This is a genomic window from Streptomyces spongiae (assembly GCF_009377185.1).
GTDB classification, from domain to species: Bacteria; Actinomycetota; Actinomycetes; order Streptomycetales; family Streptomycetaceae; genus Streptomyces; species Streptomyces spongiae.
Genome location: NZ_VJZC01000491.1, coordinates 1 through 7,586 on the forward strand (window position 1 = coordinate 1; position 7,586 = coordinate 7,586).

Consider the following 7,586-nt stretch of genomic DNA (forward strand, 5'->3'; position numbering starts at 1 on the left):
GCACTCACCCCGCACCCAAACCCGTGCGCACGCACCACCCCCCGCCCCATAGGATTGGGCCCAAACCACACACACTCACCCCAGAGGATCGCTGCATGCCTGGCATCACGCGCGAGGAGGTCGCCCACCTCGCCCGGCTGGCGCGTCTGGAGCTGAAGCCCGAAGAGCTCGACCACTTCGCAGGCCAGCTGGACGACATCATCGGCGCGGTCGCCCGCGTCAGCGAGGTCGCCGACCAAGACGTACCGCCGACCTCGCACCCGCTGCCGCTGACGAACGTCATGCGCGCGGACGAGGTCCGTTCGTCGCTCACCCCCGAGCAGGCGCTCTCCGGCGCCCCGGCCCAGGAGCAGCAGCGTTTCAAGGTGCCGCAGATCCTGGGGGAGGACTGATCACGTCATGACCGACGCCATCATCAAGCTCACCGCGGCCGAGACCGCCGCGAAGATCGCCTCCGGCGAGCTCACCGCAGTACAGGTCACCGAGGCCCACCTCGCCCGCATCGAGGCCGTCGACGAGAAGGTGCACGCCTTCCTGCACGTCGACCGCGAGGGCGCCCTGGCCCAGGCCCGCGCCGTCGACGAGAAGCGGGAGCGCGGCGAGAGGCTCGGCCCCCTCGCGGGTGTGCCGCTCGCCCTCAAGGACATCTTCACCACGGCCGGGATCCCGACGACCGTGGGGTCGAAGATCCTGGAGGGCTGGATCCCGCCGTACGACGCCACCCTCACCAGGAAGCTGAAGGACGCCGACGTCGTCATCCTCGGCAAGACCAACATGGACGAGTTCGCCATGGGGTCCTCCACCGAGAACAGCGCGTTCGGGCCGACCGGCAACCCCTGGGACCTCACCCGGATTCCCGGTGGTTCCGGTGGCGGGTCCTCCGCCGCCCTCGCCTCCTTCCAGGCGCCCCTCGCCATCGGCACCGACACCGGCGGCTCCATCCGCCAGCCGGCCTCCGTCACCGGCACGGTCGGCGTGAAGCCGACCTACGGCGGGGTCTCCCGCTACGGCATGGTGGCGTTCTCCAGTTCCCTGGACCAGGGCGGCCCCTGCGCCCGTACGGTCCTGGACGCGGCCCTGCTCCACGAGGTCATCGGCGGGCACGACCCGCTCGACTCCACCTCCATCGACGCCCCGGTGCCGCCGGTCGTCGAGGCCGCCCGCAACGGCAGCGTCCAGGGCATGCGCGTCGGCGTCGTCAAGCAGTTCCGCGGTGAGGGCTACCAGGCGGGTGTCATCCAGCGGTTCGACGAGGCCGTGGAACTCCTCAAGGAGCTCGGTGCCGAGATCGTCGAGCTGGACTGTCCGTCCTTCGACCTGGCGCTCTCCGCGTACTACCTGATCGCGCCCAGCGAGTGCTCCAGCAACCTCGCCCGCTTCGACGGCCTGCGCTACGGCCTGCGGACCGGCGACGACGGGACGCACTCCGCGGAGGAGGTCACCTCCCTCACCCGCGCCGAGGGCTTCGGGCCCGAGGTCAAGCGCCGGATCATGCTCGGTACGTACGCCCTGTCGAGCGGCTACTACGACGCGTACTACGGCTCCGCGCAGAAGGTCCGTACGCTCATCACCCGCGACTTCGAGAAGTCGTTCGAGAGCGTGGACGTGATCGTTTCGCCCACCACTCCCACCACCGCCTTCCCCATCGGCGAGCGTGCCGACGACCCGATGGCGATGTACCTCGCGGACCTGTGCACCATCCCGACCAACCTGGCCGGCAACGCCGCCATGTCCCTGCCCTGCGGCCTCGCGCCGGAGGACGGGCTGCCGGTCGGCCTGCAGATCATCGCCCCGGCGATGAAGGACGACCGCCTGTACAAGGTCGGCGCGGCCGTCGAGGCCGCCTACGTGGAAAAGTGGGGGCACCCGCTTCTCGAGGAGGCTCCGTCGCTGTGAGTGCACTGACCAAGGCCAAGGGCTTCAAGAAGTCCAAGTCCGGTACGTACCTGTCCATGGCCGTCACCGCGTTCGGTGCGATCGGTGTCGCCAAGCGGCTCAAGAAGGCCCGTGCCGACAACGACACGCTGGTCCTGATCGACGCCACCGTGTCCGCCGCCGCCATTGTCACCGGCCTCGCCCTCGCGTACCGCGAGCTGAAGCGGCTGGGCGACGACGACGTCCTGCTGGGCTGAGAGGGAAGTTTCACCGTGACCACCACGACCGACCTGGTGTCGTACGAGGACGCGCTGGCGTCGTACGACCCCGTCATGGGCCTCGAGGTCCATGTCGAACTCGGCACCAAGACCAAGATGTTCTGCGGCTGTTCGACCGAACTCGGTCAGGACGCCAACACGCAGACCTGCCCCGTCTGCCTCGGCCTGCCCGGCGCGCTCCCGGTCGTCAACGCGACCGGGGTCGAGTCCGCGGTCAAGATCGGTCTCGCGCTGAACTGCGAGATCGCCGAGTGGTGCCGCTTCGCCCGGAAGAACTACTTCTATCCGGACATGCCGAAGAACTTCCAGACCTCCCAGTACGACGAGCCGATCGCCTTCAACGGCTACCTCGACGTGCAGCTGGAGGACGGCACGACCTTCCGCGTGGAGATCGAGCGCGCCCACATGGAGGAGGACACCGGAAAGTCCACGCACGTGGGCGGTGCCACCGGGCGTATCCACGGCGCGTCCCACTCGCTGCTCGACTACAACCGCGCCGGCATCCCGCTCATCGAGATCGTCACCAAGCCGATCGTCGGTGCCGGGGAGCGCGCCCCCGAGGTCGCGCGGGCGTACGTCGCCGAGCTGCGCGAGCTCATCAAGGCGCTCGGCGTCTCCGAGGCCCGTATGGAGATGGGCCAGATGCGCTGTGACGTGAACCTGTCGCTGCGCCCGAACGGCACCGAGAAGTTCGGCACGCGTTCCGAGACGAAGAACGTCAACTCGCTGCGGTCCGTCGAGCGTGCCGCGCGGTTCGAGATCCAGCGTCACGCGGCCGTGCTGAGCGGCGGCGGCACGATCATCCAGGAGACCCGCCACTTCCACGAGGACACGGGGTCCACCACCTCGGGCCGTGTGAAGGAGGAGGCGGAGGACTACCGGTACTTCCCGGAGCCCGACCTGGTGCCCGTCGCCCCGGCCCGCGCGTGGGTCGAGGAGCTGCGCACCGGACTCCCCGAGCTGCCGCTCGCCCGCCGCAACCGGCTGCGCGAGGAGTGGGGCGTCACCGCGGTCGAGATGCAGGCGATCCTGAACGCCGGGGCCATCGACCCGATCGTCGCCACCATCGAGGCGGGCGCCGACGCGGCCTCCGCCCGCAAGTGGTGGATGGGCGAGCTGGCGCGTGCGGCCAACGAGGCCGTTGTGTCCCTGGAGGCGTTGCCCATCACGCCCGAGCAGGTCGCCCGGGTCACCGCGCTGGTCGCGGAGGGTTCCCTCAACGACAAGCTGGCCCGCCAGGTCATCGAGGGCGTCCTCAAGGGCGACGGCACCCCGGACGAGGTCGTCGACAAGCGCGGCCTGAAGGTCGTCTCCGACGAGGGCGCCCTGACCACCGCCGTCGACGAGGCCATCGCCGGCAACCCCGCCATCGCGGACAAGATCCGTGGCGGCAAGGTCGCCGCGGCCGGTGCCCTCGTGGGTGCCGTCATGAAGGCCACCCGCGGCCAGGCCGACGCGGCCCGCGTCAAGGAGCTCATCCTGGAGAGGCTGGGCGTCAGCGAGGGCTGAGCAGCTGTAACGCACGTCCCCAGGGGCGGTACATCGACAGCGATGTACCGCCCCTGGGTGCGTCCGGGGATGCGGAGGAGGCGACAGAGTTCCCGTTACTGTCCTGTGATCTGGCTCCCAAGTCTTGTGACAAAAGGCACGAAACGGACAAAGGATCAACTGCGCCTGTCAGAGTGGTGCGCATTGCTCAGGCGTTCTTTGCGGGTTGTTCGGTTCACAGCGGCTGCTCCCGGTCAAAGATCCACCAATCCATCCCAGGGAGCACGTTCGTGGCACCCCTAGCGCGCTGGTGTGTTCGGCACCGCCTCGTCGCCGTCCTGCTGTGGCTCGTCACCTTGGCGGGCATCACCGCCGGCGCGGTCGTCGCGGGAACGGCGTACTCGAACGACTACGCGACCCCGGGGACCGAGTCCAGCCGCGCCACCCAGCTCCTCAACGACGGCTTCCCGCGTCTCAGCGGCGACAGCGACACCGTCGTCTGGCACACCGCCCAGGGCACCGTGAAGGCCGCCGACGTCGAGCAGGCCATGACCCACACCCTGGACAGGATCGCCGACCTTCCGGGGGTGGCGACCGTGACCAGCCCGTACGAGGGTGCGCGGAGCGGACAGATCAGCGGCGACGGACACACCGCGTACGCCACGGTCACCTTCGACGACCGGGCCCAGAACATCGACAAGGCCGAGGCTCAGAAGGTCGTCGACACCGCCAAGGCGGCCGAGACCGACGGACTCCAGGTCGAGCTCGGCGGCCGGGCGATCGGGCTCACCGAGTCGTCGGGCGGGCACATCGCCGAGGTGGTCGGCGTGATCGTCGCCGCCGTCGTACTGTTCCTCGCCTTCGGCTCGCTCGCCGCCTCCCTGCTGCCCATCGCGACCGCACTGGTCAGCGTCGGCACCGCGTACGCCGGGATCGTGCTGCTGGGGCACGTCATGACCGTCGCCGACTTCGCGCCCATGCTCGGGATGCTGATCGGTCTTGGCGTCGGGATCGACTACGCGCTGTTCATCGTGACCCGGCATCGCAGGGGACTGAAACGGGGCCTGACCGTCACCGAGGCCGCGACCAGCGCCGTCGCGACCACCGGACGGGCCGTCGTGTTCGCGGGCGCCACCGTGTGCATAGCCCTGCTGGGGATGCTCATCCTGCGGCTCAGCTTCCTCAACGGCGTCGCGATCGCCGCGTCGCTCACCGTGGTCCTCACCGTCGCCGCCTCCGTGACCCTGCTGCCCGCACTGCTGTCCCTCATCGGCATGCGCGCCCTCAGCCGCCGCGAGCGGCGCAAGCTGGACGAGCACGGTCCCGAGCCGGAGGTGCCCACCGGACTCGCCGCCCGCTGGTCCGCCTTCGTGGAACGGCACCCCAAGAAACTCGGCGCCGTCGCGCTCGCCGTCATGGCCCTGCTCGCACTGCCCACGCTCGGGCTGCACCTGGGCACCTCCGACCAGGGCAACGACCCGAAGACGGCCACCACCCGCCAGGCGTACGACCTCCTCGCCGACGGCTTCGGACCCGGCGTGAACGGACCCCTCACCCTGGTCACCAAGGTCGACGGCGCCCAGGACAAGCTCGCCCTCGACAACCTCGACACCACCCTCCGGGGCACCGAGGGCGTCGCGTCGGTGAGCCCCGTCACGTACAACACGGGCGGTGACACCGCCTACCTCAGCGTCGTGCCCGAGTCCTCGCCGCAGTCCACGCAGACCAGCGATCTCGTCGACCGGCTGCGCGACGACGTCCTGCCGCGCGCCGAGACGGGCACCTCGCTCGACACGCACGTCGGCGGTCTCACCGCGGGCTACGACGACTTCGCCGACGTCATCGTCGGCAAGCTGCCCCTGTTCGTGGGCGTCGTGATCGGGCTCGGCTGCCTGCTGCTCCTGCTCGCGTTCCGGTCCGTCGGGATCCCGCTGAAGGCCGCCGCGATGAACGTGGCCGCCGTCGCCTCCGCCTTCGGGGTCGTGGTCGCGATCTTCCAGTGGGGCTGGGGCAGTGAGCTGCTGGGCCTCGGCAGCGCGGGACCGATCGAGCCCTTCCTCCCCGTGATCATGGTCTCGGTCCTCTTCGGGCTGTCCATGGACTACCAGGTCTTCCTGGTCAGCCGGATGTACGAGGAGTGGCTGGAGACCGGAGACAACCGGCGCGCCGTCCGCGTCGGCCTCGCCGAGACCAGCCGCGTGATCAACTCGGCCGCCGTCATCATGATCTCGGTGTTCCTCGCGTTCGTCCTCAGCGGGGACCGCGTCATCGCGATGTTCGGCATCGCCCTGGCCTCCGCCGTCGCCCTCGACGCCTTCGTGCTGCGTACGCTCCTCGTGCCCGCCCTCATGCACATGCTGGGCGGCGCCAACTGGTGGCTGCCCCGCTGGCTCGACCGACGGATGCCGCGCATCAGCATCGAACCGCCCGAGGCCCGCGCCGCCGCGGCCGCCGCGACGGCCGCCGAAAAGATCGGCACCGAGGAACCCGCCCGTGCGACCATCCCCGGGCAGCGAGCGGACGGTGACGACCCGGTCACCGACGAGTCGCTCGATGACGAACTGGTCGTACTGGTGAAGGAGCGGCAACAGGATGTACGCGATATCCCTGGGTGACGACGGCGCCGAACTGCGGCCCCTGGATCCCTGGCACGCCCCGGAGTTCCTCGCCCACCTGGAGCGGGGGCGCGAGTTCATCGGGCAGCACATCCCCTTCGGCGCCAAGGCCACCGACGTGGACTCCGCGCGGGAACTCCTCCAGTCGTACGCCGACAAGCGCGCCGCCGACACCGGCAGCCTGCACGGGCTGTGGCTGGAGGGAAAGCTGGTCGGCGGTGTGCTCTTCAGGATCTTCGACGCCGTGAACGGCAACTGCGAGGTCGGTTGCTGGCTCGAACCGGCGGCCACCGGACAAGGGTTGATCACCCGTGCCATGCGGGTCCTCATCGACTGGGCGGTTGACGAGCGCGGCATCCACCGTGTGGAGTGGGTCGCGTCGTCCGCCAACGAACCGAGCATCAACGTGGCGCGACGGCTGGGCATGAGCCGCGACGGCGTCCTGAGGCAGAGCTACCCCTATCGGGGTGTACGCCGGGACGCCGAGGTGTGGTCGGTCCTCGCGCCCGAGTGGCGGGAGGCACGCGCGCGTACGGAACGATGACCCCCACGCGCACGCGTACTGCCCAGAACGATCATTAAGAGACTTCTCAGACAGCGTCCGTACGGTGCGAGGCATGGGTTCAAAGACAGTTGACGAGGCCGGGGTCGAGACCGGCACCAAGGCACAGCGCGACCAGGAGGCGGTGGACGTCACCAAGGAAGCCACGGAGGCCGAGAAGGCCGCCGAGACCAAGAAGGAGACGCCCGCGGCGGCCCCCGTCGACGAGACGGACGCTTCCGACGACGTGGTCGACGAGGAGGGCGACGAGGACGAGGCCGCCGTCGGGAAGGGTGCCTCCGGCGCCTCCGCCGGGGTCGGCCAGGGCGCCGCGGCCATCGTGTCCGTCGGACTCGGGCTGGTCTCGCTGACCGGCAGCTGGCTCGGCACGATCGCGCAGGCCCGCGACTCGCTGTACGGTCAGCTGGAGGCCACACAGCAGGGCGCGAGCGTCGCCTCGCAGATCAAGCAGGTGTACGCCGATTCCTGGAACGTCAACGCCATGGTCGGCGGCCTGTTCGCGCTGGTCGCCCTGATCGTGGGCGTGGCCGTGCTGGTCCGGCCCGCGTTCGGCGACCCCGACCGGGCGCCGCAGACGCCGTGGATCAAGTCGGTCGCCTGGGCCGGAATCTCGCTGGGCTTCCTCGGCCTGGTGCTGGCCGTACTGAAGTACTCCGACATCCTGCTGAGCATGCCGACGGTGGGTTGAGCCCGCCGTACGAGGAGGCATGTCCTCGCGGTTCTGAGGGGCCTTAGGTTCGCCGTACCCGACGTACGGCGGACCTAAGG

General features: G+C 69.8%; 7 protein-coding genes. All 7 read left to right on the top strand.

The features are described from left to right. Nucleotides 1-95: 95 nt before the first annotated feature. The 7 genes from gatC to FNH08_RS39255 all read left to right on the top strand — a co-directional run bounded on the left by gatC (nucleotide 96) and on the right by FNH08_RS39255 (nucleotide 7,506). Nucleotides 96-392: an Asp-tRNA(Asn)/Glu-tRNA(Gln) amidotransferase subunit GatC gene (gatC, locus tag FNH08_RS39225; protein ID WP_131558265.1), complete on the top strand. Its 297-nt coding sequence runs from the start codon at nucleotides 96-98 to the stop codon at nucleotides 390-392. Between the two features lie 7 nt (nucleotides 393-399). Next, nucleotides 400-1,896, top strand: coding sequence for an Asp-tRNA(Asn)/Glu-tRNA(Gln) amidotransferase subunit GatA (gatA, locus tag FNH08_RS39230; RefSeq protein WP_152776299.1), 1,497 nt, complete (start codon nucleotides 400-402; stop codon nucleotides 1,894-1,896). Next, nucleotides 1,893-2,132: a hypothetical protein gene (locus tag FNH08_RS39235; protein ID WP_322726201.1), complete on the top strand. Its 240-nt coding sequence runs from the start codon at nucleotides 1,893-1,895 to the stop codon at nucleotides 2,130-2,132. Before gatA ends, FNH08_RS39235 begins: the two co-directional genes overlap by 4 nt. 15 nt (nucleotides 2,133-2,147) lie before the next feature. Beyond that, nucleotides 2,148-3,662, top strand: a complete 1,515-nt coding sequence (gene gatB, locus FNH08_RS39240; RefSeq protein ID WP_322726202.1) for an Asp-tRNA(Asn)/Glu-tRNA(Gln) amidotransferase subunit GatB — start codon at nucleotides 2,148-2,150, stop codon at nucleotides 3,660-3,662. A 269-nt stretch (nucleotides 3,663-3,931) separates the two neighbouring features. Next, nucleotides 3,932-6,256, top strand: a complete 2,325-nt coding sequence (locus FNH08_RS39245) for an MMPL family transporter (RefSeq protein ID WP_322726203.1) — start codon at nucleotides 3,932-3,934, stop codon at nucleotides 6,254-6,256. Further along, the gene (locus FNH08_RS39250) at nucleotides 6,234-6,800 is read left to right on the top strand and encodes a GNAT family N-acetyltransferase (RefSeq protein WP_152776300.1); all 567 of its coding nucleotides are present in this window, start codon (nucleotides 6,234-6,236) and stop codon (nucleotides 6,798-6,800) included. The genes FNH08_RS39245 and FNH08_RS39250 overlap by 23 nt, the downstream gene beginning before the upstream one ends. Nucleotides 6,801-6,873: 73 nt before the next feature. Then, nucleotides 6,874-7,506 (top strand): hypothetical protein, encoded by a 633-nt coding sequence (locus FNH08_RS39255; RefSeq protein ID WP_152776301.1) that lies wholly within the window; start codon nucleotides 6,874-6,876, stop codon nucleotides 7,504-7,506. The last annotated feature ends 80 nt before the right edge of the window (nucleotides 7,507-7,586 follow it).

What these genes read in the sequence shown, in the direction of transcription:
- gatC (WP_131558265.1), top strand. Translation starts at nt 96, where the DNA reads ATGCCTGGCATCACGCGCGAGGAGGTCGCCCACCTCGCCCGGCTGGCG.
- gatA (WP_152776299.1), top strand. Translation starts at nt 400, where the DNA reads ATGACCGACGCCATCATCAAGCTCACCGCGGCCGAGACCGCCGCGAAG.
- FNH08_RS39250 (WP_152776300.1), top strand. Translation starts at nt 6,234, where the DNA reads ATGTACGCGATATCCCTGGGTGACGACGGCGCCGAACTGCGGCCCCTG.
- FNH08_RS39255 (WP_152776301.1), top strand. Translation starts at nt 6,874, where the DNA reads ATGGGTTCAAAGACAGTTGACGAGGCCGGGGTCGAGACCGGCACCAAG.